The 26,251-nt window shown below is 72.0% G+C and carries 25 protein-coding genes and 1 pseudogene; 16 read left to right on the top strand and 10 right to left on the bottom strand.

Features of this window, described 5'->3' with window-relative positions:
* The first annotated feature begins 10 nt into the window (after positions 1-10).
* Complete coding sequence (locus ACXKR8_RS09015; RefSeq protein WP_462100419.1) at positions 11-1,414, top strand: sensor histidine kinase; 1,404 nt, start codon at positions 11-13, stop codon at positions 1,412-1,414.
* On the opposite strand, the gene ACXKR8_RS09010 is transcribed toward ACXKR8_RS09015, so the two are convergent.
* Entirely contained in the window at positions 1,386-2,963 is a 1,578-nt protein-coding gene (locus ACXKR8_RS09010; RefSeq protein ID WP_458272371.1) for a cellulase family glycosylhydrolase, read from the bottom strand. The genes ACXKR8_RS09015 and ACXKR8_RS09010 overlap by 29 nt on opposite strands.
* A 342-nt stretch (positions 2,964-3,305) precedes the next feature.
* Here ACXKR8_RS09010 and ACXKR8_RS09005 point away from each other — a divergent pair, with 342 nt between their 5' ends.
* The 3 genes from ACXKR8_RS09005 (at position 3,306) to lgt (ending at position 6,987) form a co-directional block, all read left to right on the top strand.
* Positions 3,306-5,609, top strand: coding sequence for a glycoside hydrolase family 6 protein (locus ACXKR8_RS09005; RefSeq protein ID WP_458272370.1), 2,304 nt, complete (start codon positions 3,306-3,308; stop codon positions 5,607-5,609).
* Between the two features lie 63 nt (positions 5,610-5,672).
* The gene (locus ACXKR8_RS09000) at positions 5,673-5,939 is read left to right on the top strand and encodes a Rossmann-fold NAD(P)-binding domain-containing protein (RefSeq protein ID WP_458272369.1); all 267 of its coding nucleotides are present in this window, start codon (positions 5,673-5,675) and stop codon (positions 5,937-5,939) included.
* A gap of 100 nt (positions 5,940-6,039) precedes the next feature.
* On the top strand, positions 6,040-6,987 hold the full coding sequence (lgt, locus tag ACXKR8_RS08995; RefSeq protein WP_458272368.1) for a prolipoprotein diacylglyceryl transferase: 948 nt from the start codon (positions 6,040-6,042) through the stop codon (positions 6,985-6,987).
* A gap of 88 nt (positions 6,988-7,075) precedes the next feature.
* On the opposite strand, the gene ACXKR8_RS08990 is transcribed toward lgt, so the two are convergent.
* The 3 genes from ACXKR8_RS08990 to ACXKR8_RS08980 all read right to left on the bottom strand — a co-directional run bounded on the left by ACXKR8_RS08990 (position 7,076) and on the right by ACXKR8_RS08980 (position 9,508).
* Positions 7,076-8,344 carry an alginate lyase family protein gene (locus ACXKR8_RS08990; protein ID WP_458272367.1) on the bottom strand — a complete coding sequence of 423 codons (1,269 nt, stop codon included), beginning with the start codon at positions 8,342-8,344 and terminating at the stop codon, positions 7,076-7,078.
* 122 nt (positions 8,345-8,466) lie between these two features.
* Positions 8,467-9,132, bottom strand: a complete 666-nt coding sequence (locus ACXKR8_RS08985) for a DedA family protein (RefSeq protein ID WP_458272366.1) — start codon at positions 9,130-9,132, stop codon at positions 8,467-8,469.
* A gap of 7 nt (positions 9,133-9,139) precedes the next feature.
* Complete coding sequence (locus tag ACXKR8_RS08980; protein WP_458272365.1) at positions 9,140-9,508, bottom strand: ArsR/SmtB family transcription factor; 369 nt, start codon at positions 9,506-9,508, stop codon at positions 9,140-9,142.
* A gap of 163 nt (positions 9,509-9,671) precedes the next feature.
* Here ACXKR8_RS08980 and ACXKR8_RS08975 point away from each other — a divergent pair, with 163 nt between their 5' ends.
* The gene (locus ACXKR8_RS08975) at positions 9,672-10,592 is read left to right on the top strand and encodes a DMT family transporter (protein WP_458274929.1); all 921 of its coding nucleotides are present in this window, start codon (positions 9,672-9,674) and stop codon (positions 10,590-10,592) included.
* A gap of 14 nt (positions 10,593-10,606) precedes the next feature.
* Positions 10,607-11,044, top strand: coding sequence for a universal stress protein (locus ACXKR8_RS08970; protein ID WP_458272364.1), 438 nt, complete (start codon positions 10,607-10,609; stop codon positions 11,042-11,044).
* A gap of 60 nt (positions 11,045-11,104) precedes the next feature.
* Here ACXKR8_RS08970 and ACXKR8_RS08965 read toward each other — a convergent pair whose 3' ends face one another.
* The 3 genes from ACXKR8_RS08965 to ACXKR8_RS08955 all read right to left on the bottom strand — a co-directional run bounded on the left by ACXKR8_RS08965 (position 11,105) and on the right by ACXKR8_RS08955 (position 12,920).
* Positions 11,105-11,389, bottom strand: coding sequence for an HAD family hydrolase (locus tag ACXKR8_RS08965; protein ID WP_458274928.1), 285 nt, complete (start codon positions 11,387-11,389; stop codon positions 11,105-11,107).
* A 44-nt stretch (positions 11,390-11,433) separates the two neighbouring features.
* Positions 11,434-11,898, bottom strand: a complete 465-nt coding sequence (locus ACXKR8_RS08960; RefSeq protein WP_458272363.1) for an HAD family hydrolase — start codon at positions 11,896-11,898, stop codon at positions 11,434-11,436.
* Positions 11,899-11,975: 77 nt separating this feature from the next.
* Positions 11,976-12,920 carry a cation diffusion facilitator family transporter gene (locus ACXKR8_RS08955; protein WP_458272362.1) on the bottom strand — a complete coding sequence of 315 codons (945 nt, stop codon included), beginning with the start codon at positions 12,918-12,920 and terminating at the stop codon, positions 11,976-11,978.
* Between the two features lie 117 nt (positions 12,921-13,037).
* Here ACXKR8_RS08955 and ACXKR8_RS08950 point away from each other — a divergent pair, with 117 nt between their 5' ends.
* The gene (locus ACXKR8_RS08950) at positions 13,038-13,817 is read left to right on the top strand and encodes an FAD:protein FMN transferase (RefSeq protein WP_458272361.1); all 780 of its coding nucleotides are present in this window, start codon (positions 13,038-13,040) and stop codon (positions 13,815-13,817) included.
* Positions 13,818-13,867: 50 nt separating this feature from the next.
* Here ACXKR8_RS08950 and ACXKR8_RS08945 read toward each other — a convergent pair whose 3' ends face one another.
* Positions 13,868-15,226 (bottom strand): NAD(P)/FAD-dependent oxidoreductase, encoded by a 1,359-nt coding sequence (locus tag ACXKR8_RS08945; RefSeq protein ID WP_458272360.1) that lies wholly within the window; start codon positions 15,224-15,226, stop codon positions 13,868-13,870.
* Positions 15,227-15,391: 165 nt separating this feature from the next.
* Here ACXKR8_RS08945 and ACXKR8_RS08940 point away from each other — a divergent pair, with 165 nt between their 5' ends.
* The 3 genes from ACXKR8_RS08940 to purB all read left to right on the top strand — a co-directional run bounded on the left by ACXKR8_RS08940 (position 15,392) and on the right by purB (position 18,122).
* Positions 15,392-16,201, top strand: a complete 810-nt coding sequence (locus ACXKR8_RS08940; RefSeq protein ID WP_458272359.1) for a HipA family kinase — start codon at positions 15,392-15,394, stop codon at positions 16,199-16,201.
* A 26-nt stretch (positions 16,202-16,227) separates the two neighbouring features.
* The gene (locus ACXKR8_RS08935; protein ID WP_458274927.1) at positions 16,228-16,611 is read left to right on the top strand and encodes a DUF3037 domain-containing protein; all 384 of its coding nucleotides are present in this window, start codon (positions 16,228-16,230) and stop codon (positions 16,609-16,611) included.
* Positions 16,612-16,691: 80 nt separating this feature from the next.
* The gene (purB, locus tag ACXKR8_RS08930; protein ID WP_458272358.1) at positions 16,692-18,122 is read left to right on the top strand and encodes an adenylosuccinate lyase; all 1,431 of its coding nucleotides are present in this window, start codon (positions 16,692-16,694) and stop codon (positions 18,120-18,122) included.
* 169 nt (positions 18,123-18,291) lie between these two features.
* On the opposite strand, the gene ACXKR8_RS08925 is transcribed toward purB, so the two are convergent.
* Complete coding sequence (locus ACXKR8_RS08925; protein ID WP_458272357.1) at positions 18,292-19,125, bottom strand: DUF1206 domain-containing protein; 834 nt, start codon at positions 19,123-19,125, stop codon at positions 18,292-18,294.
* A 121-nt stretch (positions 19,126-19,246) separates the two neighbouring features.
* Here ACXKR8_RS08925 and ACXKR8_RS08920 point away from each other — a divergent pair, with 121 nt between their 5' ends.
* Positions 19,247-20,749, top strand: coding sequence for a bifunctional phosphatase PAP2/diacylglycerol kinase family protein (locus ACXKR8_RS08920; RefSeq protein WP_458272356.1), 1,503 nt, complete (start codon positions 19,247-19,249; stop codon positions 20,747-20,749).
* A 37-nt stretch (positions 20,750-20,786) separates the two neighbouring features.
* The gene (locus ACXKR8_RS08915) at positions 20,787-21,854 is read left to right on the top strand and encodes a terpene synthase family protein (RefSeq protein ID WP_458272355.1); all 1,068 of its coding nucleotides are present in this window, start codon (positions 20,787-20,789) and stop codon (positions 21,852-21,854) included.
* A 6-nt stretch (positions 21,855-21,860) separates the two neighbouring features.
* On the opposite strand, the gene ACXKR8_RS08910 is transcribed toward ACXKR8_RS08915, so the two are convergent.
* Positions 21,861-22,241 (bottom strand): RNA-binding S4 domain-containing protein, encoded by a 381-nt coding sequence (locus ACXKR8_RS08910; protein WP_458272354.1) that lies wholly within the window; start codon positions 22,239-22,241, stop codon positions 21,861-21,863.
* A 194-nt stretch (positions 22,242-22,435) separates the two neighbouring features.
* Between ACXKR8_RS08910 and ACXKR8_RS08905 the strand changes: the two genes are divergently transcribed.
* The 4 genes and pseudogenes from ACXKR8_RS08905 to ACXKR8_RS08890 all read left to right on the top strand — a co-directional run bounded on the left by ACXKR8_RS08905 (position 22,436) and on the right by ACXKR8_RS08890 (position 26,237).
* The gene (locus ACXKR8_RS08905; RefSeq protein WP_458272353.1) at positions 22,436-23,374 is read left to right on the top strand and encodes an ABC transporter ATP-binding protein; all 939 of its coding nucleotides are present in this window, start codon (positions 22,436-22,438) and stop codon (positions 23,372-23,374) included.
* Positions 23,371-24,218, top strand: a pseudogene (locus ACXKR8_RS08900) (ABC transporter permease). Before ACXKR8_RS08905 ends, ACXKR8_RS08900 begins: the two are co-directional and overlap by 4 nt.
* Positions 24,219-24,255: 37 nt before the next feature.
* Positions 24,256-25,563 (top strand): sensor histidine kinase, encoded by a 1,308-nt coding sequence (locus tag ACXKR8_RS08895; RefSeq protein WP_458272351.1) that lies wholly within the window; start codon positions 24,256-24,258, stop codon positions 25,561-25,563.
* Positions 25,560-26,237, top strand: coding sequence for a response regulator (locus tag ACXKR8_RS08890; RefSeq protein WP_458272350.1), 678 nt, complete (start codon positions 25,560-25,562; stop codon positions 26,235-26,237). Before ACXKR8_RS08895 ends, ACXKR8_RS08890 begins: the two co-directional genes overlap by 4 nt.
* The last annotated feature ends 14 nt before the right edge of the window (positions 26,238-26,251 follow it).

Below are 26,251 nucleotides of genomic sequence, written 5' to 3'. Positions count from 1 at the left end.
CGATGGGTGGATGGCGCAGGCGCGGATTGCCGCGCTTTGGGACGCGACGGCACTGGACAACGCCGACGGCGACCCTGTGAAGGCAACAGGCAGTTACCAACAGTCGGCGTTCGTGATGTTGCGCGGCGACGGCACGGTGATCAGCACAGACCGGCTGAGCGGCTTCGAGAAAGTGCTCAAGCCGATGCCGGGCGGCCACTGCTACACCGACGGCCATGCCGACACCGTGCGGGTGCACCTGACCTCGGGCATGAGCTACCACGAAATGGTCCCGAACTACTTCCAGCCTCCGACCGAACGGACCGTCACCTTCCTCCGCAGGTTCCGGGCGGTCGCCGACAACTCGAACCACCTGCCTACCGACTGCCTGACCCCCGACAAACACCATCACCACCTACGTCCTGCTCAATTCCGCCCAGGCCGACACGCCGCCTCCGCCCAGGCCACACGTATCCTGGCCGCCTACGTCACCCCCGCCGCCGCCCTCTTCGTCGCGCTGATCGCCTGGCTGGTGACCGGGTTCGCCCTGCGTCCGGTGGAGGACATCCGGGTCCGCATGGCGCGGATCGGGGCCGGGGAGTTCCATGAGCGGGTGCCGGTGCCGCCGTCCGGCGACGGGATCGCCAGACTCGCCGTCACCACCAATGCGACGCTGGACAAGCTGGACTCCGCGCTCACCGAGCAGCGCCGGCTGGTGGCTGACGCCGCGCATGAGCTGCGCAGTCCCATCGCGGTGCTGCGCAGCTCGCTGGAGGTGGCACTCGCCGACGGCGGCACCGAGCCGGAGTGGCCCGAGGTGGTGTCGGGGGCGCTCACCGACACCGAGCGGCTGCAGGCACTCGCCGAGGATCTGCTGCTGCTGGCCGACGCCGACAGAGCCCGGTCCGGCGAGCGGACCGTCGAGCTGCAGGACCTGGTGGCCGAGCAGGTCGCCGAGCGGATGCACGGGCGCCCTGGCCCGGTCGGAGGGCCGCTGATCCGGGTGGTCGAGGCCCAGCGCGCCACCGTCCGCGGGAACGAGCTCCGGGTCGGGCGGCTGCTGCGCAATCTCCTGGACAACGCCGCACGTCACGCGGTCGCCGAGGTCACCGTCTCGCTCCTGGTCGTGGACGGTGAGGCGGTGCTGTCGGTCTGCGACGACGGCCCCGGCATTCCCGCCGCCGACCGGGAGCGGGTCTTCGACCGGTTCGTCCGGCTGGACGACGCCAGGGACCGGGCCCACGGGGGTGCGGGGCTCGGCCTGGCGCTGGTGCGGGCGATCGCCCAGGGGCTCGGCGGCGGCGTGACGGCGGAGCCGCCGGTCAGCGGGCGCGGTGCGCGGCTGGTGGTGCGCCTGCCCACGCATACGCTGGCCCGGACGCCGCCGCGGAGCCCTGTCGCCGTGGCTAGCCCAGGGCGGCCAGGTGGGCCTTGAAGCCCGCGCCGTAGGCGGTGGGGGTGCCGTCGTAGTTGCTGATCAGGGCGGGTCCTGAGCCGCAGTCCCAGGTGTTCCAGGTCCAGGCCAGGTAGGAGGCCCCCTGGCCGTCCAGCCAGGGCAGCAGTGAGTCCAGGTAGCCGTGGGCGCAGTCGTTCTCACCCAGTTCCCCGGTCACCAGCGGGACCTTGGCGATGACCGGAGCGATCTGGCTGTTCCAGCAGGCGCTGTTGCCGCAGCTGTTGAAGTTGTAGGAGTGCCAGGAGGCGACCAGGTCGTGGTCCGGGTCGGTCGGCTCGTAGGCCAGCCACTGGGTGAGGTCGTTGGAGTAGGCGAGCCCGCCGAGCATCAGCACATTGCTCGCCCCGGTGCCGCGCACCGCGTTGACCATCGACTGCATCCCAGCCACCTGGTAGCCGATGCCGGGGCAGCTGCCGCCGTCGCGCCAGCAGGTCCAGGCCTGGGCGGCGGTGCTGGTGGCGCGGTCCGGGTAGGGCTCGTTGAAGAGGTCGAACACGGTGGCGTTGTCGCCCTTGAAGGTGGTGGCCACCGAGGTCCAGAACGGGACCGCGCCGGCGGCGTCCGGCATCGGCTTCTGGCAGGTCGCGGTGGCGCTGGCGCAACCGGCGGAGTTGCCGGTGTAGACGCCGTCGGTCCAGTGCAGGTCCAGGATCACGGCCAGGCCGTTCTGGTGCAGCAGGGCCACGTAGTTCTTGATGGCGTTGATGTAGGCGCTGCCGGAGTAGGCCGCCGGGACATTTGACTCGCCGAGCCAGCAGTCCTCGTTCAGCGGTACCCGGACGGCCTTGACGTGCCAGGCCGCCATCGCGCCGACCGAGGCCTGGTCCACCGGGCCGTCGAAGATCCCGGTGCCCTGGACGCAGGCGAACTCGGCGCCGGAGCGGTTCACCCCGTGCAGGGTGACGGTGCTGCCACTGGCGTCCACCAGCTTGTTGCCGGAGACATGGAGCTGCGGGGCGCCGGTGGGGGTGGGGGTCACCGTGGGCGTGGGCGTGGGCGTGGGCGTGGGCGTCGGGGTCGGGGTCGGGGTCGGGGTCGGGGTCGGCGTGGGCGTCGGTGTGGGTGTCGGCGTCGGCGTGGGGGTCGACTGCGGGCCGCAGGCCACGCCGTTGACGGCGAAGGAGGTGGGGGCCGAATCGGCGCCGGAGTAGCCGAAGTTGGCGTCGGTCGTGTACTGGCCGCCAGCCGCGATGCTGGGGCTCCAACTCGGCGCGGTGACAGTGACGTTGTGGCCGACCTGCGACCAACTGCCGTTCCAGCCGCTCTGCAGCGACTGGTTTCCGGTGGTGGTGTAGGTCAGGGTCCAGTTGGTGAGAGCGGCGGTGCCGGTGTCGCTGATGGTCACGGCCGCGGTGAAGCCGGTCTGCCAGTCGTTGCTCACGGCATAGCTGACACCGCAGCCGGGGCCGGCGGCGGCCGACGTGGCGGCGGTCGTGGCGGCGGAGCTGGATCCGGCCAGGGGGACCAGCGCCGCGGCGAGGCCGGCGACGGCGGCGGAGACGCTGATGAGCGTGGTGCGGGATCGCATGGAGAGCACCCGTTTCTGTCTGGTGGTGGGGTGCACTCACTGGTTGCCAGGCGCCAAGGTAGCTGAGAAGCAGACGGTATGACAGTCCATCAGCTTGACTTTTCTGCTCATCGTCAAAGGTATTGACGCACCGTCGGAACCGCCCCCACTATCGGGAGCGCTCCCACTGGTTGCCACCGTTCGCCTGCCGAACAGACAAGAGGGAGCAGGGATGTCCCCTGCCAGAACTGGGAGCGCTCCCAGTCATCCCCGCCCGAATGGCTCCACCCGAATGGCCCCACCCACCTGTACCCACCCACCAGTCCCCACCCGAAAAGGTCCCCCACCCGAAAGGACCGTGAAGTGCCGCACCTGTCCCGAACCACCGCCCGCCTCCGAACCGCGGCCGCCGTCACCGCGCTCGGCGCGGCCATGCTCGTACCCGTCGCCGCCACGCAGTCCGCCAGCGCCGCAGTCACCCATGTGGCCAATCCCTACGTCGGCTCCACGCCCTACCTCAACCCCGACTACGTGGCCGAGGTGAACGCCCAGGCCGGCGCCGACGGCGGGACCACCGGCACGACCGAGGCCAAGGTGGCCGGCAGCCAGACCGCGATCTGGATGGACCGGATCGGCGCCATCGCCGGCGACAGCACCCACCGGGGCCTCAAGGCCCAGCTCGACCTGGCCGAGACCCAGGCGGCCGGCAGCTCCACCCCGGTGCTGTTCGAGGTGGTCATCTACGACCTCCCCGGCCGCGACTGCGCCGCCCTGGCGTCCAACGGCGAGATCCCGGCCACCGCGGCCGGCCTCACCCAGTACGAGTCGCAGTACGTCGACCCGATCGCCGCGCTGCTGGGCAGCAGCAGCTACAGCAACCTGCGGATCTCGACCATCGTCGAGCCCGACTCGCTGCCCAACGCGGTCACCAACCAGAGCAAGCCGGCCTGCGCCGCCGCCACCCCCTACTACGAGACCGGCGTCGAGTACACGCTGAACAAGCTGCACGCCATCCCCAACGTCTACACCTACCTGGACATCGGCCACTCCGGCTGGCTCGGCTGGTCCAGCAACATGACCCCGGCGGCCCAGGAGTTCGCCAAGGTCGCCAGGGCCACCACGGCGGGCGTCGCCAGCGTGGACGGCTTCATCAGCAACACCGCCAACACCACGCCCACCGACGAGCCGTTCCTGCCCAACTCCACGCTCCAGGTCGGCGGCCAGGCACTGGACTCGGCGAACTTCTACCAGTACAACCCCTACTTCGACGAGCACAGCTACGACGAGGCCATGCACGCCGCCCTGGTCACGGCCGGCTTCCCGAGCACGGTCGGGATGCTCATCGACACCTCCCGCAACGGCTGGGGCGGCTCGGCCCGTCCCACCGCGTTGAACTCCACCCCGACCAATGTGACCAGCTATGTCGCGGCGAACAAGGTCGACCAGCGACCGTTCCGGGGCGACTGGTGCAACGTCAACGGCGCCGGCATCGGCTACCGGCCGACCGCCCAGCCGTACGGAGCGAGCGACCCGGTGATCGCCTACGTCTGGATCAAGCCCCCGGGCGAGTCCGACGGCGACTACCCCAGCGGCACCCACACCCACGGCGACCCGCACTGCGACCCGGCCGGCACTCAGACCGACGGCAACGGCGGCACCTACCCGACCGACGCCATCCCCGGCTACGACATCCCGGCCGGCAACTGGTTCGCCGCCCAGTTCCAGCAGTTGGTCGCCAACGCCTACCCGGCGCTGGGCAGCACCGGCGGTGGCGGCACCGACACCACCGCGCCGACCGCGCCCACCGGTCTGACCGTCACCGGGACGACCAGCAGCAGCGTCTCGCTCTCCTGGACCGCCTCGACCGACAACGTCGGCGTCACCGGCTACACGGTCTACCGGGGGAGCACCCAGGTCGGCACGGTGACCTCGGGGACCAGCTACACCGACACCGGGCTGACCGCGGCGACCGCGTACAGCTACCACGTGACGGCGCGGGACGCGGCGGGCAATGTCTCCGCGGCCTCTGCCACGGTCACCGGCACCACCGCGGGCTCCGGCGGCGGTACGGACACCACCCCGCCCTCGGTTCCGGCGGGTCTGACCGTGACCGGGACGACCAGCGGCAGTGTCTCGCTGTCCTGGTCGGCCTCGACCGACAACGTGGGTGTGACCGGATATGCGGTGTACCGGGGTTCCACCAAGGTCGCCACGGTGACCTCGGGCACGACCTACACCGACACCGGGCTGACCGCGGCCACGGCGTACAGCTACACGGTGACCGCGCAGGACGCGGCCGGCAACGTCTCCGCGGCCTCCACCGCGGTGACCGGGACCACCGCCGGCTCCGGCGGCACCGGGAGCAGCGGCTGCACCGCGGTCTACAGCATCAGCAGCGACTGGGGCGCCGGCTTCAACGCCAATGTCACCGTCACCAACACCGGTACGGCCGCCACCCACTCCTGGAAGGTGACCTGGACCTGGGCCGGCAACCAGGCGATCTCGAACATGTGGAACGCCACGTACACCCAGTCCGGCAAGGCAGTGACTGCGAACAACGCCGGCTACAACAATGTGATCGCCCCCGGCGGCAACACCAGCTTCGGCTTCGGCGCCAACTACTCGGGCACCAACACCGCACCGACGCTGACCTGCACCGCGGGGTGAGCTGACGGCAGACAGCAGGACCGGGGCCGGTACCGCGGATGACCGCGGCACCGGCCCCACCGCATGCCTCCGCTTCCGGCGGACCCCCGACATGGGGCGCTGGAGAAGATCCTGAAGGCGCTGCGGGTGGGCGACCCGCGCCGCGGCACCGGCATGATCACCCGCCTCGCGACCGATCCGGCGCTGGCGGCCACCACCGGCGGGTACTTCTCGGTCAAGGACGCCAAACCGCTGCAGTGCCCCGAGCCTGGCCGGGCCGAGGACGTCCAGCGCGAGCTGTGGGAGCGGACCGCCGAGCTGCTGCGGGACCTCGTGCCCGTCGGGCGCTGACGGCGGGCAGCCCGGAATGCGGTGCGGATGTAGTGTGGGCCCCGCACACAGCCTCCCGGCCCTCGCGGCCGCCCAGGGAAATTCAAGGGAATCTGCCCCGATGGAACTCGCGTACATCCCCAGCCCGTCCCAGGGCGTCTGGCACATCGGACCGGTGCCGATCCGCGCGTACGCGCTGTGCATCCTCGCCGGGATCGCCGCCGCGATGTGGCTGACCCGGCGGCGCTGGGTGAAGCTCGGCGGCAACCCCGACGACATCATCGACGTCTGCCTCTGGGCAGTCCCCTTCGGCATCGTCGGCGGTCGGCTGTACCACCTGATCACCGACCCCGAGCTGTACTTCGAGTCCGGTGAGCACCCGATCCGGGCCCTCTACATCTGGGACGGCGGCCTCGGCATCTGGGGCGCGGTGGCGCTGGGCGCGGTCGGCGCCTGGATCGGCTGCCGCCGCAAGGGCATCCCGCTGGCCTCCTTCGCGGACGCGCTCGCGCCGGGGCTGATCCTGGCCCAGGCCATCGGCCGCTGGGGCAACTACTTCAACCAGGAGCTGTACGGCGACCCCACCACGCTGCCCTGGGGCCTGAAGATCGACCACGTGGTGGACGGCACCCTGGTGCACGGAGTGTTCCAGCCGACCTTCCTCTACGAGTCGCTCTGGGACCTGGCCGTGGTGGGCCTGCTGCTCTACGCCGACCGGCGCTGGAACTTCCACTCCTTCCGGCTGTTCGCCCTCTACGTGGCGGCCTACACGGTGGGCCGGGGCTGGATCGAGTCGCTCCGCACCGACCATGCCAATGAGTTCTTCGGGGTCCGGCTGAACGACTGGACCGCGCTGATCCTGTTCCTGGCCTCGGTCGGCTACCTGATCGCCAGCCGCAACCGCCCGGAGCCCTCGCTGCAGGAACGGCTGGGCGACTCGTTGATGGTCGATCCCGGGGCCGAGCCCCAGGCCGAGGACGAGGCCGCGTCCCAGGTCGAGCCCGAGGACGACGAGCCTGAGCCCGGGACCGTCGTCGAGGACCCGAAGACGCAGAGCGCCAGCAACTAGAAGCACGCAGACCAGAGGCGTGGCACCCGCGGGTGCCACGCCTCTGGTCTGCGCCGATGCCTCAATGCTCCGACGCGGAGCCGTACGGTCAGCTGCCGATCGGGTCCAGCTGCTCCGCGGCCGGGCGCAGCAGCCAGATGTCGCCGCCGGGCTGCGGGGACAGCTTGGGCACCGCCCGCAGCGCGGTGAGGTCGCCCTGGTCGGCCGCGGCCCGGATCACGTCATTGGCGGCGAACGCCTGGAAGTTCAGCTCGGGGGAGGTCCAGGCGGCGGCCCCGGTGGCCGCGGGCACCACGTAGTCGATCGACTTCAGCAGGTTCCCGCCGCTGGGCGTGGTGTAGTGCCAGAGGTCGACGCCGACGTGCTGGCCGATCTGGGCCAGCCGGGTCAGCGCCAGCAGGTTGAAGTTGGAGTAGTGGTAGCTGGTGGGCCTGGCGAGCTCCAGCGGTTGGCCGCCGTCGGCGGCGAGCTGGACGTCGAGTCGCTTGGTCTCGGCGGTCTGCACGATGGTCTTGGCCAGCGACTTCTGCCCGGTGGCGAGGGCCAGCGCGGCCTCCTGCATGTCGAAGAAGCTGCCGTGGTTGTTGGTGGAGGCGGCTTCGTCGGAGCCGTTCTGGCTGGTCTGCAGCCAGCTCAGGAACTGGCTGTCCCAGGTGGTGAGACCGGTGCGGTCGGCGCTGGTCCAGCCGGGGGCGCCGGTGTCGAGGATGGCGGCGGCGTCCAGCACATCGGTGAACTGCTGGGAGAAGTCGATGATGCCGATGCCCCGGCCGTCCACCTTGCAGGGGATGAACTGGGTGTAGTTCAGGCTCGGGTTCATCCGGGTCGCCGGGTCCACGAACCAGGTGCGCAGGTCGAGCGCGGCGCGCTGGGCGTAGGCGGGCTTCCCGGTGTAGTACCAGGCCAGGGTGAGGTCGTAGACGGCGTTGAACATCTGGCCGCGCTCGGCGTGGTCGGTGATGGCGTCGATGCCCGGGTTCCGCACCCCGTCCTTCTGGACGTACGGGCAGCCCCAGGGATTGCTCGCGGTCAGCGGCTGGGTGGGCCACCAGTAGGGCGCCTCGCTGATGTAGTCGTGCTTGTCGCCGCTGGGCGCGGTCTGCGGCTTGTCCGTCACCGACCAGGGGCCCTGGGTGAGGTAGCCGTCGGCCGCGGTGGTGAGGGTCTTCAACTCACTGCGCAGCGCGGGCACCCCGGCCTTGGTGAGCAGCCGGGTCACCGCGAGCCGGTTGCCGTCCAGCACCACGGTCTTGGGAACGGAGTTCGGCGCCGAAGCCTGTGCGGGCGCGGCGGGTGCGAGCAGGGCCAGCACGACGGCCGCGACGGCGGCGAGGCTGGCGGGAACACGTAATCTCATGCTTCTCCCAGTGCGGCTCGGGGTGAGGTGATTTATATATGTGAATACAAATCACAAGTATGTCCGCAGTGAGAATAGGTTCAGCCCTTGTCCGGGCACAATGGGGTGGACATGACGAGTTGTCAGTCCTCCTCGGCCGCGTCCTCGCTCGCGCCGGAGGCCGCACCCGCGCCGGCCGGCGCAGCCTCGTTGCGGTGGCGGCGGACGGCCCAGACGATCAGGGCGATCACCAGCACCCCGCCGACCACGCCCGCCGCGGCCTCGCCGGCGATGCTGGCGACCCGCTTGTAGGCGCTGCCGGCCAGATAGCCGAGCAGGCTGTAGCCGACGCCCCAGATCAGTCCGCCGGCCGCGTTGAACAGCAGGAACCGGCGGTAGGGGAGCTGGGAGAGGCCGGCCAGGGCCGGCACCATGGCCCGGAACAGGGCCACGAAGCGGCCCAGGAACACCGCGACCGGGCCGCGCTCGCGCATGAACGTCCGGGACTTCTCCACCCGGTCCTCGTGCTTCTTGGCGAAGCCGGTCGCCAGCAGCCGGGGCCCGAAGCGCCGGCCGATCTCATAGCCGACCGAGTCGCCGATGATCGCGGCGAGCACCACCACCAGCATCAGGATCGGCAGGTCGACGCCGTTGTGCGCGCTGGCGATCACCCCGCCGATCACCACGGCGGTCTCGCCGGGCAGCACGAAGCCGAAGAAGAACGCGTCCTCGCTGAAGACCAGCGCCGCGACTACCAGGTAGACGAGCGGCCCGGACAGGTGCTGCAGCCAGTCGGTGATCGCTCCCATCCGCCCATCATAGGGAGCGCTGCCCGATCGGCGCCGGGCGGGAGTGCTCCAGATGGAGGTGCTCCACATGGTGGATCGCCTGGTCCAGCAGGGCCAGCACATGGGCGTCGTAGAGGGCGTAGACCACGCTGCGGCCGCGCCGCTCGCCGGTGACCAGGCCCAGTTCGCGCAGCACTCTGAGCTGGTGCGAGCAGGCCGACTGCTCCATCCCCACCTCGGCGGCCAGCTCGGTCGCCGCACAGGCGCCCTCGCGCAGCCTGGCCAGGATCATCAGCCGGGACGGGGTGGCCAGGGCCTGGAGTGTACCGGCCACGCGGGCCGCACCGGCCGCGTCCAGCCGTCCCGGTCGCTCGCTGTCCACCACGGCGTCACCCATGCCGTCATCGTACTCAGCGGCCCGCCGGGTCCGGTGCCGACGTCGTCGGGGCCGTCACTCCCGGTAGCATCTTCCCGGGCCGCACCCCCACCGGCGGGGCATCCCGGAGGACGGTCCGGACCAGCCGGAACAGTGGGAAGCAGGAAGGGGGAGGGCCGTGACGATGATGGCGATGCTGTCCGTGGTCTTCGCCGTGCTCGCGGCGGTGAGCAATGCACTGGGCACGGTCCTGCAGCGCCGCGCCGCGCTGATCGTCCCGCAGTCGGACGGGTTCCGGCTGCGGTTGATGTGGGATCTGCTGCGGACGCCGGTCTGGGCCTTCGGCATCCTCGGCGTGATCATGGCGGCGATCTTCCAGGGGCTGGCCCTGGTGACCGGGCCGCTGGCGGTGGTGCAGCCGATCTTCGTGCTGGAGCTGCCGTTCGCGCTGCTGATCTCCGGGCTGGTGTTCCGCAAGCGGATGCCCGGCCGGGGCTGGCTCTCGGTCGGCGGCATCGTGGTCGGCCTGGGCACCGCGCTGGCCGCCGCCGCGCCGAGCGGCGGGGAGCTGCAGCCGCCGATGGCGCTCTGGGTGCTGGCGCTGGCCAGCTGCGGCGGCGCCATAGTGCTGCTCGCGGGAGCGGCGCTGAAGCGTCCGGTCGGCCCGGCCCGTGCGGCCTTCCTCGGCACCGCGGCCGCCATCGGCTACGCGCTGACCGCCGCACTGATGAAGTCGGCCACCGACACCCTGGACCACCGCGGGGTCGAGGCCTTCTTCCTCTCCTGGCAGACCTACGCCTTCGCCGCGGTCGGCGTCTGCGCGCTGTTCCTGCTGGAGAACGCGATGCAGGCGGGCCCGCTGGTCGCCTCCCAGCCGGCGCTGACCCTCGGCGACGCGCTGATCAGCCTCTCGCTGGGGGTGACCCTGTACGCGGAGTCGGTCAGGACCGGGTGGTGGCTGGCTCCGGAGATATTCGGCACGGGTCTGGTCCTGCTCGGCGCGGTCGGGCTGTCCCGGCTGGAGGCGCAGAACCAGTCGGAGAACCCGGCGGAGCAGCCGGAGGGCATGGACGCCGACTCCGCCAACGAAACCGCGAAACAGTAGAACAGGGAGTCAGGATGTTCGAGTTGGGGACCGACGGGCCGAACGTGATCGTGGTCGGGGTGGACGGCTCGGAATCCTCCATGCGCGCCGCCGCCTACGCGGGCGGTCTGGCCCGCAGACAGCGCTCGCTGCTGGCCGTCGTCTACATCCAGCCGATGGGCGCGCTGGGCGGGGCCGAGGTGGGCGTCGCGGTCTCACAGGCCGGACGTGAGGCCGCGACGGAGCTCGAACGCCAGCTCAGGGCGTCAGCCGAGCGGTACACGCCGGACATACGGTGGGAGTTCCACACGGCCCAGGGTGACGCCTACGGCGGCATCGTCGAGCACGCGGACCGGCTGAGGGCCGACGCGGTGGTGATCGGCGCCTCGGAGAAGGCCGGGCACCGCTTCCTCGGCTCGGTCGCCGTCCGGCTGGTGAAGGCCGGACGCTGGCCGGTCACCGTGGTGCCGTAGCCCGCGGTCCGTAGCCCGTAGCCCGCGGCCCCGGTGCCGGCCCGGCGCGGGCGGTCGGCTTCAGCTGAAGAGCAGTTCGAGGACGGCGGCGACGCCGTCCTCGTCATGTCCGCCGATGACGTGATGGACCGCCGCGACCACGTCCGGGTGGGCGTTGGCGACGGCGTAGGAGGTGCCGGCCCAGGCCATCATCGGCAGGTCGTTGGGCATGTCGCCGAAGGCCACCGCCTCGGCCCGGTCGATGCCGAGCCGCGCGGCCAGGTCCGCCAGCGCCGACGCCTTGCTGACGCCGGGGGCGACCGCCTCGATCAGATGGTGGCCGTTGGAGTGGTAGACGTTGACCAGGCCGTCCAGGGCCTGCCGGGCCAGCGCCAGCAGCTGGTCGGCGGTCAGGTCCTGGTGCTTGCCGAGCAGTTTGGCGCGGGGCGTCCGAACAGCTCGGCGTCGGGGACCCGGTCGACCGCGATGTCGGCGTCCCAGTCCCCGGCCCGGTAGAGCGGGTCGGCGGCGAGTTCGAAGGCGTACTCCACTGCCAGGCCGATGCCTGGGACCGCCGCGCGGAGCCGGGCCGCGGCCTCGATCAGGTCCGGCACCGCGATCGGGTTCTCCTCGGTCACCTTGCCGGTGGCCAGGTCCAGGATCAGCGCGCCGTTGGAGCAGATGGCGGCGCCGCGGTGGCCGAAGGTCTCGCCGATCCCGGACATCAGCCGCGGCGGACGTCCGGTCACCAGGGCGACCTGCGCGCCCGCCGCCTCCACCCGGGCGAAGGCGGCCACCGTCCGCGCGGAGACCGTGCCGTCGCTGCGGACCACGGTCCCGTCCAGGTCGGTGGCGACAAGGCGGGGACGGGTCATGGCGCGGGTGTCCTTTGCTGTCACGGGCCTGCTGTCACGGGCCTGCTGTCACGGGCCTTTGATCTAGTAAATGGATCTTACTGGATCTGGGTGACCGGGAGTTCGGCCTCGGCGGCCCGCCGGATGTCCGGCTCCAGGTAGATCACCCGGGCGATCGGCACCGCCACCCGGATCCTGGCCTCGGCGGCGTCGATGGCCCGGGCCACCTCGGTCGCGCTGTCGTCGTGCTGGACCGCGATCTTCGCGGCCACCAGCAGCTCCTCCGGGCCGAGGTAGAGGGTGCGCATATGGATCACCTCGGTCACCACGTCGCCGTCCACCATCGCCGCGCGGATCGCGGCCACGTCGGCCGCCCCCGCGCCCTCGCCGAGCAGCAGGCTCTTGGTCTCGATGCCCAGCACCACCGCGATCACGACCAGCAGGGTGCCGATGCAGACCGTGCCGACGCCGTCCCAGACGCCGTCGCCGGTGGCCAGGGTCAGGCCCACCCCGAGCAGCGCCAGCACCAGGCCGATCAGCGCGCCGAAGTCCTCCAGCAGCACGATCGGCAGCTCCGGCGCCTTCGCCCGGCGGATGAACTGCACCCAGTTCTGCTCGCCGCGCAGCTCGTTGGACTCGTGCACGGCGGTGCGGAAGGAGTAGCCCTCGGCCGCGATCGCGAACAGCAGCACGCCCACCGGCCAGTACCAGTGGTCGAGTTCGTGCGGGTGCCGGATCTTGCTGTAGCCCTCGTAGAGGGCGAAGAGACCGCCGACGCTGAACAGCACGATGGAGACCAGGAAGCCGTAGACATAGCGCTCGCGGCCGTAGCCGAACGGGTGCTCGTCGGTCGCCGCCCGTTTCGCCCGCTTGCCGCCGAGCAGCAGCAGCGCCTGGTTGCCGGAGTCGGCGACCGAGTGGACCCCCTCCGCGAGCATCGAGGACGAGCCGCTGAAGGCGAACGCCACGAACTTCGCCACCGCGATGGCGAGGTTCGCCCCCAGCGCTGCCACGATCGCCTTGCTACCACCGCTTGCACTCATGCGCGTCCGTCGTCCCCTCGGAGATCACACCATGTGAAGATCATTGTCTTACCCGGTCCTTAACTTACGCGATCGGCCCGCATACGCGATCGGCGCGGTCGCAAGGAGACTAGAGGGATGAAAGCACTCAGGCACGCCGAAGCGGTGATGGGCACGGTGGTGTCGTTCGACATTCGCGACGGCGCCTCCGACGCGGCCGCCCGGGACGCCCTGCGGCAGGCGGTCTCCTGGCTGCACCGGGTGGACGCGGTGTTCTCCACCTACCGGACCGACAGTCAGATCAGCAGGCTGGGACGGGGCGAGCTCACCCTCGCCGACTGCGACCCCGAGGTCGCCGAGGTGCTGGCGCTGGGGGAGCAGGCCGAGCGGGCCAGCGCGGGCTGGTTCAGCGTCCGGGCCGGCCGGGCGCTGGACCCGTCCGGGGTGGTCAAGGGCTGGGCGGTGGAGCGGGCCTCGGCGATCCTGAGCGCGGCCGGCTGCGTCCGACACAGCGTCAACGGCGGCGGGGACGTGCAGACCTGCGGGGAGCCGGAACCGGGCCGGGGCTGGCACCTGGCGGTGGCCCACCCGCTGCACCCTGGCGCGTTCGCGACGCTGGTCAGCGGCAGCGGCATCGCCCTGGCCACCTCGGGCAGCGCCGAGCGCGGCGCGCACATCCTGGATCCGCGCACCGGCGCCCCGGTGGACGGCGGCGGGCTGGCCTCGGTCTCGGTGGTGGGCCGCTCGCTGACGGCGGCGGACATCGCCGCCACCGCCGCCTACGCCATGGGCGGCGCGGCGGCCAAGGGCTGGCTGGAGCAGCAGCCCGGGCTGGATGGCTTCGCGGTGACGGCGGAGGGGCGGGCCTGGTGGACCTCCGGCTTCGGCGCCTACGCGGAGCTGCCCGGCCCGGGCTGAGCCGGGTCGGGCAGCATGGTTGCAGGGGGCGGAACGCGGGCGGCGGAACGTTACTGCTTGGCCGTCAGCGCCGCGGTGTGGGCCCGGATCTCGTCCTTGGTCAGATATGTGTCGGTGTACTCGAAGTCCCGCAGCGTCGCCGGGCGCCCGCGCTGGAAACCGGTGCGGACGAAGTCGTCCCCGGCCGTCGCGTTCAGCAGCCAGTTGGTCATCACCCTGACCTTGGCGACATTGGTCCGCAGCGCCATCAGGTGGTAGCCGCGGGCCACCCCCTGCGCGGCGATGCCGGTCAGCTCCACGCCCATCGGCTTGGACACCGCGTCCGCGCCGCCGAGGTCCACCACCAGGCCCAGGTCCTTGTGGTGGTAGTTCTTCATCGGCTGGCTGCGCAGCGACGCGATCACATTGTCGGCGACCACCTTGCCCTGGCGCTGCGCGTGCTGCGCGGTGGGCGGGCAGACCGAGCCGTCGCCCTTGGCCAGGTCCGGCACGGCGGCGGCGTCGCCGAGCGCGAACACCCCGTCGAACTGGGGCACCTTCATCTCGGCGGTGGTGACGATCCGTCCGCGCACGGTCTCCGCGTCCAGGGTGGCGATCAGCGGGCTGGCGGCGACGCCCGCGGTCCAGATCAGGGTCCGGCTGGGGATCACCCGGCCGTCGGTGAACTTCACCGACTCCTCGCTGACCTCGGCCACCGAGACCCCGAGCGACACCTCGATGCCGCGCTTGCGCAGCACGTCCAGCGCGGTCGCGCCGAGCTTGTCGCCCAGCTCGGGCATCAGCTTGGGGGCGATGTCGATCAGGTGCCACTTGATCAGGTTGGGGTTCAGCCGGGGGTAGCGCTTGACCGCCGAGGTGGTCACCCGCTGCAGGCAGGCCGCCGTCTCGGTGCCGGCGTAGCCGCCGCCGACGACCACGAACTGCAGCCGGGAGAGCCGCTCGTCGCGGTCGGTCGCGGCGTCGGCCAGGTCCAACTGGCTGATCACGTGGTCGCGGACGAAGGCCGCCTCGGCCAGGGTCTTCATGCCGCGGGCGTGGTCGGTCAGACCGGGGATGTCAAAGCTGCGGGTGATGCTGCCCGGCGCGAGCACGATGTAGTCGTAGTGCTCGTTGACGACCTCGTCGGTGATCTTCCGGACGATGCAGACCTTCGCCACCGGGTCCACGCCGATGGCTCCGCCGGGGATGATCCGGGTGCGCTGCAGCATCCGCCGCAGCGACACCGCGACCGACTGCGGGGTCAGCACTCCGGCGGCCACCTGCGGCAGCAGCGGGAGGTAGAGCTCGTAACTGAAGGGCGCGACGATGGCGATGTCCGCCTCGCCGGGGACGAGCTTGCGTTCGAGCCTGCGCGCGCACTCGACGCCGGCGAAGCCTCCGCCGACCACCAGGATCCGAGGTCGTTCCATGGGTGCCATCCCTCACAAATTCACAGATGTGCGTTGTCACGGGCCGGGCTACTCCTGCCCGCCACCCTGGCACGCACTCCGGTGCTCTGCCACCGCAGTCAGCCAATTCGGTTGCCGCTCAGGACCGGGGCCGGGGCCGGGGTCGAGGTCGGTAGGGTGGGGCCCATGTTGTCTGAGCTGCGGGCTGTCCGGTATGTGACACCGCTTCGGGAGGGCGGGTCGCTGCCGGGGCTGGTCGAGGCCCGCGCCAGGGACGGCCGGCGCGGCCTGTACGTGACCAAGTTCACCGGCGCCGCGCAGGGGCGGAAGGCCCTGGTCGCCGAGGTGGTCGCGGGCGGACTGGCCCGGCGGCTGCTGGTCGGCGACGGGCTGCTGGTCGGCGAGGGGCTGCGGGTGCCGGAGCTGGTGACCGTCGAGGTGGATCCGGTGATCGCCCTGGGAGAGCCCGACGAACGGGTCCAGGAGCTGGTCAAGGCATCCGGCGGGACCAACCTGGGAATGGCCTTCCTGCCCCGCGCGCTCGGCTTCGACCCGCTGGCGTTCCCGGTCGACCCCCGGCTCGCCGGGCGGGTGGTCTGGTTCGACGCGCTGATCGGCAATGTCGACCGGTCCTGGCGCAACCCCAACCTGCTGGTGCGTCAGGGCGAGCTGTGGCTGATCGACCACGGCGCGAGCCTGATCTTCCACCACAACTGGCCGCGCGCGGCGGCCTCGGTGGACAAGCCCTACGACGCCTCCGACCACGCGCTGCTGCGCTCCGCCCCGGACCTGGCGGCGGCGGACGCGGACCTGGCCGGGCTGGTCACCGAGGAGCTGCTGCGCGAGGTGCTGGCGGAGGTGCCCGAGGTCTGGCTGGCGGACGAGCCGGGCTTCGACTCGGCGGCGGCGGTGCGCGAGGCGTATGTCGCCCAGCTCGCGGCCCGGGTCGGCGGGACCCGGAGCTGGCTGCCCAGGATCAACGAGGAGGTCGGATGAACCCCGGGCGCATGAACCCCGAGCGGATGAACCCCGAGGTGGTGTTCGAGTACGCGCTGGTGCGGGTGGTGCCCCGGGTGGAGCGCGGCGAGCAGATGAACGCCGGGGTGCTGGTCTACAGCCGCCAGGCCGGACTGGTCCGCGCCGAGATCCACCTGGACGAGGCGCGGCTGCTGGCGCTGGACCCGGGCGCGGACCTGGCCGGGGTGCGCAGCGCGCTGGCGGCGGTGGCCGACGTCTGCGCCGGCGGCGCGCCGGCCGGGCAGGCGGGCGAGGACGACCCGGGCCGGCGCTTCCGCTGGCTGACCGCGCCGCGCAGCACCGTGGTCCAGCCGGGACCGGTGCACTGCGGGCTGACCGACGACCCGGAGGGGGAGGCCGGGCGGCTGCTGGAGCTGCTGGTGCGCTGAAGCCTTGCGCGGCCGCATGCGTCCCATCGCCGTCCGCCCGCGGGCAGCTGCTCCGACCTGGACTGTTAGGCTTGCGAAGCGTGACCGCGAAGCCGAACATCCCCAATGTCCTTGCCGCCCGCTACGCCTCCGGCGAGCTGACCCGACTGTGGTCCCCCGAGCACAAGGTGATCCTGGAGCGGCAGCTCTGGCTGGCCGTCCTCAAGGCGCAGGCCGACCTGGGGATCGATGTGCCCGAGGGCGCCGTCGCCGACTACGAGCGGGTGCTGGAGCAGGTGGACCTGGCGTCCATCGCCGAGCGCGAGCGGGTCACCCGGCACGACGTCAAGGCCAGGATCGAGGAGTTCAGCGCCCTGGCCGGGCATGAGCAGATCCACAAGGGGATGACCTCGCGGGATCTCACCGAGAACGTCGAGCAGCTGCAGATCCGGCAGTCGCTGGAGCACGTCCGCGACCGCACCGTCGCGCTGCTGGTACGGCTCGCGGCGCTGGCCGCCGAGCACAGCGAGCTGGTCATGACCGGCCGCTCGCACAATGTCGCGGCCCAGGCCACCACCCTCGGCAAGCGCTTCGCCTCGGCGGCGGACGAGATCCTGGTCGCCTTCCAGCGGCTGGAGGAGCTGATCGCCCGCTACCCGCTGCGCGGGATCAAGGGCCCGGTCGGCACCTCGCAGGACATGCTCGACCTGCTCGGCGGCGACCAGGAGAAGCTGGCCGACCTGGAGCGCCGGGTCGCCGGACACCTCGGCTTCCAGCAGGGCTTCACCAGCGTCGGCCAGGTCTACCCGCGCTCGCTGGACTACGACGTGCTCTCGGCGCTGGTCCAGCTCGCTGCCGGGCCCGGCAGCCTGGCCAAGACGATCCGGCTGATGGCCGGGATCGAGCTGGTCACCGAGGGCTTCAAGGAGGGCCAGGTCGGCTCCTCGGCGATGCCGCACAAGATGAACACCCGCTCCTGCGAGCGCGTCAACGGCCTCGCGGTGATCCTGCGCGGCTACGCCTCGATGGTGTCGGAGCTGGGCGGCGACCAGTGGAACGAGGGCGACGTCTCCTGCTCCGTGGTCCGCCGGGTCGCCCTGCCGGACGCCTTCTTCGCCTTCGACGGCCTGGTCGAGACCTTCCTGACGGTGCTGGACGAGTTCGGGGCCTTCCCCGCGGTGATCGCCGCCGAGCTGGACCGCTACCTGCCCTTCCTCGGCACCACCAAGGTGCTGATGGGCGCGGTGCGGGCGGGCGTGGGCCGGGAGACCGCGCATGAGGCGATCAAGGAGCACGCGGTCGCCTCGGCCCTGGCCATGCGCGCCGGGGTGCGGGAGAACCAGCTGATCCAGCGGCTCGCCGAGGACGACCGGATCCCGATGGACCGGGCCGAGCTGGACGCGCTGCTCGCCGACAAGCTGTCCTTCACGGGTGCTGCGGCGAGCCAGGTGGCCGAGGTGGTCCGCCGGGTCGAGGCTGTCGCCGCGGCCCATCCGGAGGCGGCCAAGTACGCCCCGGGCGCCATCCTCTGACGCTGCGTCAGGATGTCAGGTATGCGGAAGAGCCCTCGGTGGGGGATACCGGGGCCCTTCCGTGGCGGTGGCAACTCGGGAGTTCCAGGGGGGAGAGGTGCCTCCCGGGCCGACCGCACTCTTCGTCTAACCCCTGCCGCTGGGCGTAAACCGCTCCGGGCAAGGCATTTCAGAGCCGGCGCCACTTGGCGGAGGCGAAGGAGAACAGGCCGAAGAGCATCAGGCCGACGGCCACCAGCACCAGCAGCCACGGGCCGACCGGGGTCTGCGCGAAGCTGCGCAGGGTGGCGTCCATGCCCTTGGCCTTGCCCGGGTCGAAGGTGATCGCCGCGATCAGGACAAACACTCCCGCCGCCGCGAACACGGTGCCGCGGGCGGCCCCGCCGCCGAGGCCGAGGCCGGTGACCACCTGCTCGGTCCGCTTGTTCATCGCGTCGGTCCGCAACTTCTTCAGGAACGACCGCTGAACGGCTCGGACCGCGATGCCCACGCCGACCCCGAGCAGCACCACCCCGGCGATGCCGACCAGCACCCGCCCGGCCGGGAGCTTCAGCGCGGACGCGGTCCAGTCCTGGGACTTGGCGTTGCTGCTGGACTGGCTGCCGCTGCCGGCCGCGAAGGCGGCGGTGCCCCAGCAGACCGTGGCGTAGAACACGGCGCGGCCCGCGCAGAGGATCCGGTGCCCGGTCTTCTTCTTCCCGGCCTCGCCGAACACCGCGGTGGACGCCCGCCAGAGCGTCATACAGCCGAAGCCGACGGCCAGGATCCACAGCATGACCACCCCGAACGGCTGCGAGGCTATCTGTTGCAGCGCCCCCTGCCGGTCGGCCTGCGCGCCACTGCTGTGTCCGAAGGCGATCTTGGCGGCCAGAATGCCGATCAGGACGTAGATGACGCCGCGCGCCACAAAGCCGGCCTGGCCGGCTGTGGTCAGTACCTGCTTCTCTCGGCCGCTGGGGGTGGCGGCTGCCGCGGTCCGGTGGCCTGCCTGAGATGACGTCACGGAGTCCCTCCCTGTTGGTGGTTCAGCTGCTCGGTGCTGTGATTGCCGAGGCTTCGTCTGCCCAGGTTGCGGGTGGGCATGTCGGCCGAGTGCACCGGGGAGTCCTGGGTAGCGTGCTGGCATGGGACGACTCCAGGATGTTGACGTGCTGCTCTTCGAACGGGTGGCCAAGGCCAGGCTGCGCGGGGCGCACCCGGTACTGCCGAGGCTGGGCCGAGCGGCGAACCACGGCGTGCTGTGGTTCACCACGGCCGCGGTGCTCGGCCTCTCCCGGAACCGCAGCGCCCGGCGCGCGGCGCTGCGCGGAGTCGGTTCGGTGGCGCTGGCCTCGACCGCGGCGAATGTGGTCGCCAAGCAGCTGTCCGGCCGTCGTCGCCCGGTCACGGACGCGGTGCCGCTGGCCCGGCGGCTGCTCCGACAGCCCGTCACCACCTCGTTCCCGTCCGGGCATTCGGCCTCGGCGGCGGCCTTCGCGACCGCGGTCGCGCTGGAGTCGCCCTGGCTGGGCGCGGCGGTCGCGCCGGTCGCCGCGGGGGTGGCGGTGTCCCGGGTCTACACCGGGGCGCACTACCCCGGCGACGTCCTGGCCGGGCTCGCGCTGGGCGCCGGGATCGCGGCGGTGACGCTGCGCTGGTGGCCGCTGCGGGTGGACGAACCGGCCGAGGCGGCCCGGCCGAGGGTGGAGGTGCCCGCGCTGCCGGGCGGCGAGGGCCTGATCGTGGTGGTCAACACCTCCTCCGGGAGCGCGGGGCAGACCGAGGCGGAACTGCGCGGAGCGCTGCCCGAGGCGGAGCTGCGGATCTGCGAGGCCGGCGCCGACCTGGTGGCGCTGCTGGAGCAGGCCGCGGCGGATGTCGCCGAGCGGGGCGGGGCGCTGGGCGTGGTCGGCGGGGACGGCACCGTCAACGCCGCGGCGGTGGTCGCCGCCGACCGGAAGCTGCCGCTGGCGGTGTTCCCCGGCGGGACGCTGAACCACTTCGCGGCCGACCTGGGGCTGGTGTCGCTGCGCAGCACCGCGGACGCGGTGGAGGCCGGCTCGGGCGGAAGCGTGGACCTGGGCCGGATCAAGGGCGGGGACGAGGAGTCCGGCGACAGCACCTACTTCCTCAACACCTTCAGCATCGGCGTCTACCCGGAGCTGGTGCGGGTCCGCGAGTCGCTGGAGAAGTACCTGGGCAAGTGGCCCGCCCTCGGCGTCGCCCTGCTGCGGGTGCTCGCGGAGGGGCGTCCCAGCGAGGTGGTGGTGGACGGCGAGCTGCGCTCGCTCTGGCTGCTGTTCGCGGGCAACGGCCGCTACGACCCGCCCGGCTTCGCCCCCACCTTCCGCGGCAGCCTGGACGACGGGCTGCTGGACGTCCGCGCGGTGGACGGCTCGCACCCCTTCGCCAGGACCCGGCTGGTCGCCGCCTTCCTGACCGGGACGCTGGCCCGCTCCCGGGTCTACCAGGCGGCGGCGGTGCCGCGGCTGCGGATCCAGGAGATAGGGGACACGGCCGCGGGCGAGAAGGCGCACTACGCGAGGGACGGCGAGATAAGCCCGGCGGCGCCGACGCTGGTGCTGGACAAGCGGCTGCGGGCGCTGACGGTCTATCGGCCCGCATCCTCGGACGACCGGGTTCGTTGATCCCGATGGCAGTCGAACAGAGCGAGGGAGTGCAGACATGGTGTCGACCACAGCGACCGTGGCCGGAAGGCCCCCGCTGCCGCAGGACGGCCTGGTCCTGAACCTCGCACTGCCGCACGGACGACTGCTCGCCCCCGGCGACCATCCGCACCGCGAGGAGCTGCGGCGGCAGCACGACGCCTGGTTCCGGGAGCGGATGGCCGGGGTCGGCCTGGACGCGGAGCGGCGGCTGTTCGAGGAGTGCGAGGGGGTCAGCCTGATGTGCCGGGTGCTGCCCGGCGCGGACCGCGAGCGCCTGCTCGGGATCTGCCTGGCGGCCTCGGTGCTGTTCCTGCTGGACGACGTGACCGACGGGGACTCGGCCGAGACCTCGCACGCCGACCGCTATCTGGCGGTGCTGGCCGGCGCCTCCGCCGACGGCGGTTCGGCGCATCTGCGGCTGCTCGGGCAGACCCTGACCCGGGTCCGCGAGGGGGTCTCCGAGCGGCTGTGGGCGCGCTTCGTGGCGGGCTTCTCCGAGGTGATCGCCACGGCGGCGGAGAAGTCCGCGGCACCGGTCCGCGACTACCCGGGCTATCTCGCGGTGCGCCGGGCCGACGCGGCGTTCGACCTGGTGGGAGTGGCCATCGAGCACGGGCTCGCACTGGACCTGAGCCTCGACGAGGCGGCGACGGCCGCCTTCCTGGACGCCTGCTTCGAGCACACCATCCTGGTCAACGACCTGCTCTCCTACCGCAAGGAGTACGCGGCGGACGAGCCGATGAACGCGATCAGCGTGCTGCGCCGGACCCGGGGTCTTGAGCTGCAGCAGGCGGTGGACCTGCTCTGCGAGAAGCTGGCGGCGGCCGAGGACGCCTTCTTCGTGGAAGGCTCCAAGCTGCTGGCTGAGCAGGCCGCGGGTGGCCAAGGCGACGGTGACGACCTGGCCGGGCTGCGCAGCTATCTGGACGCCTGGGCGCTGATGCTCAGCGGCAATCTGGCCTGGTCGCTGGCCTGCCCCCGCTACCACGGCACCGGCGGCGGCTGGGACTGGGCCCAGGGCGCGCCGGAGCGGATGGCGCTGTTCCCCGACCGTACCGAGTTCGCCGGAGGCCCCGCCCGGTAGGGATCGTCAGCGGCCGCCCTGCAGCCGTTCCAGGTCGCGGCGGTCGCGCTTGGTGGGACGGCCGGTGCCCCGGTCGCGCAGCGCCACCAGCAGCACCTCCTCGCGCGGCGGGCGCGGCGGGCTGTTGTCGACCAGGCACTCGGCGGCGGCCGGCGGCCCGACCCGCTTGCGGACCAGCCGGGAGACCACCACGATCCGCTCGTACCCGCCGCTCTCGCGGACCCGTACCTCGTCCCCGACCCGCACCACCTGGGCGGGCTTGACCCTGTCCCCGTTCACCCGCACATGCCCGGCCTTGCAGGCCGCGGCCGCGAGCGAGCGGGTCTTGGTGAGCCGCACCGACCAGATCCAGGCGTCGACCCGAACCGGCCCCTCGTCGCTAGTCATACACCGACCCTAGTACGCCGCCCTCGTACGCCGCCCTCATGCGCCGCCCTCATGCGCGACCCGTAGTACCGGGGTACCACGGGCCGCCGCATGATCCCCCCTGGGTACCACCGGTCTCGGCGGGGCCGCTCATAGCGTGGGGCCCGACAGCAGGCCGGGTCCGTCCGGCGGGCGGTAGGGCAAGGGAAGACGCGATGATCGAGGCGCACCAGCTGACCAAGCGGTACGGGGAGAAGACGGCGGTGGACCGGCTGGACTTCACGGTCAAGCCCGGCACCGTCACCGGCTTCCTCGGACCCAACGGCGCGGGGAAGTCCACCACGATGCGCATGATCGTCGGTCTGGACGCGCCGACGGCCGGCACGGTCACCGTCAACGGCCGGAACTACGCCCAGCACAGCGCGCCGCTGCAGGAGGTCGGGGCGCTGCTGGAGGCCAAGTCGATCCACCCCGGCCGCTCCGCCTTCGACCACCTGATGGCGCAGGCGTACACCCATGGCATCCCGCGCCGCCGGGTCAACGAGGTCATCGAGATGACCGGGCTGCAGACCGTGGCGAAGAAGCGGGCCGGGGCGTTCTCGCTCGGCATGGGCCAGCGGCTCGGCATCGCCGCGGCGCTGCTGGGCGACCCGGCCACGGTGATGCTGGACGAGCCGGTGAACGGGCTCGACCCCGAGGGCGTGCTGTGGATCCGCAACCTGCTCACCGGGCTGGCGGCGGAAGGCCGTACCGTCTTCGTCTCCTCGCACCTGATGAGCGAGATGGCGCTGGTCGCCGACCACCTGATCGTGGTCGGCCGGGGTCGGCTGCTCGCCGACACCACCGTGGAGGAGCTGGTCGGCCAGGCCGGCGGGGACACCGTCAAGGTGGCCACCGCGGACCCGGCCCGACTGCGCGAGCTGCTGGCCGGAGCCGGGGTGGAGGTCACCGGCCGCGCCGGTTCCGAGGAACTGCTGGTCACCGGCCTTGAGGCACGGGAGATCGGGATCACCGCGGCGGAGCACGGGATCGTGCTGTACGAGCTGACGCCCAGGACGGTGTCGCTGGAGCAGGCGTTCATGGAACTGACCAAGGACGCGGTGGAGTACCACGGCACCACGTCGGCCGACGAGCAGCAGGGGAGCGCGGCATGAGCACGGTTGCCGAGAAGGAAGCACCGACCGGGATCGCGCCCGAGCGCGAGCGTCCGGTCTACAAGGTCACCATGCTGCGGGTGCTGCGCTCGGAGTGGGCCAAGCTCTGGTCGCTGCGCTCCACCTGGATCACGCTGGGGGTCGCGCTGCTGCTGCTGATCGGTTTCGGTTTCATCGGGCTGGCCCACTACAAGTCGGCGCTGGACGGCGGCGGCCGGATGGACCCCGATTTCGCCACCGCCACCGCTGTCGACCTGGCCCTGGTCGGGGTCGGCTTCGGACAGCTGGCGCTGGGCGTCCTCGGGGTGCTGGTCACCGCGGGCGAGTACTCGACCGGCATGATCCGCTCCACCCTGGCCGCTGTGCCCAAGCGGCTGCCGGTGCTCTGGGCCAAGGCCGGGGTGTACGGCGTGATCGCCTTCGTGGTCGGCAGCGTCGGTGCCTTCGTGGTGTTCCTGACCGGCAGCGGAATCGTGTCGGGCACCCCCGCTGCGGCGAGCCTCTCCGATTCCGGTGTGGTCCGCAGCCTGCTCGGCGCCGGGGTCTACCTTGCGCTGGTCGGGGTGATGGGGTGGCACTCGGCGCGCTGCTGCGCTCGGTGGCCGGCGGTATCTCGGTCCTGGTCGCCGCGCTGCTGCTGCTGCCGCTGCTGACCCGGCTGCTGCCGAGCTCCTGGCAGGACGACTTCAGCAAGTTCCTGCCCAGCAACGCGGGCGGTTCGATCTACACCCTGCACCATGCGGCGAACACCTTCAGCCCGGCCGGCGGCCTGGTGGTCTTCGTCGGTTGGACCGTACTGCTGCTCGCCGGGGCGGCCTACCGGCTGGTCCGCACGGACGCCTGACAGACTGGGCGCGGAGCAGAAAGCAGAGGTGGGACGGGTGACGACAACCGAGGATCCGCTCTGGGGGCATCCCCAGGTCGCCCGGTTGTCGCGCGCGTGGCGGCGGCTGCAGCGGTTCGACCAGGAGCGGCCCTGGGCCTTCGACACCCTGGTGGTGCTGCTCGCGCTGCTGCTGTTCGCCCTTCCCGACCTGCTGCACCACGAACACCGCCGGGAGGGAGTCAGGATCGGCGGCCTGCCGCTGGTGGCCGTGGTGGCGCTGCAGCTCGCGCTGACCCTGCCGCTGCTGTGGCGGCGGCGCGCTCCCGAGGTGGTGCTCGCGGTCGTCGGCGTGGTGTTCGTGCTGCAGTGGTCGCTGAATGTGTGGCTGCACAGCGACGTCGCGCTGATCATCGCCCTCTACAGCGTCGCCAGGCAGGGCCGATTGAGCCGCCTGCCGTGGGCCTGCGGGGCGGTGGCGGCGGTGCTGCTGCTCCCCGCCCTGCGGGTGTCGCCGGTGGTGTCCTGGGTGGTCGCGCTGTTCTTCCTCTACAGTGCGGCCACCGCGGCCGCCGCGCTGGGCCTTGCGGTACGGGTCGGCCAGGCCTACCTGGACGCGCTGCGGGACCGGACCACCAGGCTGGAGGTCGAGCGGGACCAGCGGAGCCGCCTGGCCGCCGCGGCCGAGCGGGCCCGAGTGGCCCGGGAGATGCACGACATCATCGGCCACAACCTGTCGGTGATCATCGGCCTGGCCGACGGCGGGGCCTATGCGGCGGACGTCGCGCCGGAGCGCAGCAAGCAGGCACTGACCCACATCGGGGCGACCGGACGGCAGGCCCTGGACGAGCTGCGCCGGATGCTGGGAGTGCTGTCGACAAGTCGGTACGACCCGACCCAGGACGACCCCGGGGAACCCGGCGGCCCCGGCGATCCGCAGCTGAGTCCGCAGCCCGGCGTCGCCGACCTGGACGCGCTGTGCGAGCGGGTGCGCTCGGCCGGGCCCGAGGTGGTCTACCGGACCCTCGGCCATCCGGACGCGCTGGACCGAGGGGTGCAGCTGACGGTGTACCGGATCGCCCAGGAGTCGCTGACCAATGCGCTGAAGCACGCCGGCCCCGACACCACGGCCCGGCTCACCGTGGCCGCCGAGGGCAAGGAGACCCGGGTGCGAGTGGAGGACACCGGACCCTCGACGCCCGGCTCCGGGGGCGGCTCCGCGTCCGGATTCGGCGAGGGCCGCGGGATCGTCGGCATGCGGGAGCGGGCCGCGCTCTACGGCGGCACCCTCACCGCCGGGCCCCGTCCCGGCGGCGGCTGGGCCGTGGAGGCCGTCCTGGAAGGGCTCGGAGGTCCCTCCGCATGACCACTGTGCTGATCGTGGACGACCAGCCGCTGCAACGCCTCGGCTTCCGGATGCTGCTGGAGAGCACCCCCGGCTTCCAGGTCCTGGACGAGGCCGCCCACGGCGCCGAGGCCGTCCGCCAGGTCGCCGAGCTGCGTCCCGACGTGGTGCTGATGGACGTCCGGATGCCCGGCATGGACGGCATCGAGGCGACCCGCCGGATCGTCGCCAACGGCGGCAGGTCCCGGGTCCTGGTGCTGACCACCTTCGACCTGGACGAGTACGCCCACTCCGCGCTGCGGGCCGGGGCCAGCGGATTCCTGCTCAAGGACGCGCAGCCGGAGGAACTGCTGGCCGGGATCCGGGCGGTGGCGTCCGGCGACGCGGTGATCGCCCCGGCGCTGACCCGGCGGCTGCTCGACACCTATGCGCACCGGCTGCCGCTGCGGCAGCCGGAGCAGGGGGCCGACGGGGCGGCGGTGGATCCCCGGGTGCGCACGCTGACCGAGCGCGAGCACGAGATCCTGGTCGCGATCGGACGCGGCTGGACCAACGGCGAGATCGCCGAGCGGCTGGTGCTGTCCGAGTCCACGGTGAAGACCCATGTCGGACGGGTGCTGTCGAAGATCGGCGCCCGGGACCGGGTGCAGGCCGTGATCCTCGCCTACGACCTGGGCCTCGCCCGACCGAGCTGACACCCTGCGGGTGC

The organism is Streptacidiphilus sp. PAMC 29251 (assembly GCF_054208735.2).
This window is presented reverse-complemented; position numbering and strand designations above follow the sequence as displayed.